The 1261-nt window shown below is 63.4% G+C and carries 1 protein-coding gene; it reads right to left on the reverse strand.

Going from position 1 to position 1261, the window contains the following annotated elements:
• Positions 1–59: 59 nt before the first annotated feature.
• Positions 60–1256 (reverse strand): IS256 family transposase, encoded by a 1197-nt coding sequence (locus tag BWR02_RS20740; RefSeq protein ID WP_139559817.1) that lies wholly within the window; start codon positions 1254–1256, stop codon positions 60–62.
• Positions 1257–1261 lie beyond the last annotated feature (5 nt).

The following is a 1261-nucleotide window of genomic DNA, read 5'->3' on the forward strand; positions in this document are numbered from 1 at the left end:
GGTAGCGTCCGTCAAGGTGGTGTAATTTTCGGGGGCGAACTCCGGCTCAGATGAGTTCTTCAGTCTGCAGTCAGTCCGGGTAATGGGTCCATCCCGACGCTGTGCTCTGTCATGGTGTGTTGGGGCAGGTAGCGGTGCTGCAACTGCCATTCCTCATTCTGTTCCATCAGTACGGCCCCGATCAGGCGCCGAATACTGGCCTGATTCGGGAAGATGCCGACGACGTTCGCGCGTCGCTTCACTTCCTTGTTCAGGCGCTCCAGCGTGTTGGTCGAATGCAGCTTGACGCGATGAGCCGCGGGGAATTCCAGATGGGCCAGCACGTCGGCTTCGGCGCTGTCCATCAGGGCCGCGGCCTTGGGGAAACGGCCCCGGAGCTCATCCGCCACCTGCCGCCAGGCTTTCCGGGCGCTGGCCGCATCGGGCTGCACGAACACTTGCCGCACCAGGGTGCCCACCAGCGACTGACGGGCCTTCGGCACGCAGGCCAACAGATTACGCATGAAGTGCACCCGGCAGCGTTGCCACGTGGCCGAGAAGACCTGCGCAATCGCCGCTTTCAGCCCTTCATGGGCATCGGAAATCACCAATTGCAGACCAGTCAGGCCGCGTTGCCGCAAGCTCCGCAGGAACTCGACCCAGAACACCTGGGCTTCGGATTCACCCAAGCCTAAGCCCAGAATCTCCCGCCGGCCGTCCTGGTTCACGCCACAGGCGATTATCGCCGCCACCGACACCACCCGACCGCCTTGCCGGACCTTCAGATAGGTCGCATCCAGCCACAGGTACGGCCACTCGCCCTCGATCGGCCGCGTCAGAAACGAGTCCACCCGCTCATCGATGTCTCGACACAGCGCCGACACCTGGCTCTTCGAGATCCCGGTCATGCCTAGCGCCTGGACCAGATCGTCGACCTTACGCGTCGACAGCCCGCCGATCCACGCCTCCTGGATCACCGCTGTCAGCGCCTGCTCAGTCAGCCGTCGCGGCTCCAGAAACCCCGGAAAATAGCTCCCCTGCCGGAGCTTCGGCACCTTCAGTTCCAGCGTCCCCAAACGCGTGTGCAGCGGCCGTTCCCGGTAGCCATTCCGATAACCCTCCCGGTCCTCGCTCCGCTCATGCTTACCGGCCCCGAGCCGGTTCGACACCTCACACTCCATCAGCTGTGCCAACACCCGCTCCGCCAGGGACCGCAAAAAATCCTCGCCACCCAGTTGTCCCAAACTCTCCAGAAATGCCATGCTGTCGTCGGCCATCGTCG

The sequence above is a fragment of the Methylotetracoccus oryzae genome (assembly GCF_006175985.1).
GTDB lineage: Bacteria > Pseudomonadota > Gammaproteobacteria > Methylococcales > Methylococcaceae > Methylotetracoccus > Methylotetracoccus oryzae.

What these genes read in the sequence shown, in the direction of transcription:
- BWR02_RS20740 (WP_139559817.1), bottom strand. Translation starts at nt 1,256, where the DNA reads ATGGCCGACGACAGCATGGCATTTCTGGAGAGTTTGGGACAACTGGGT.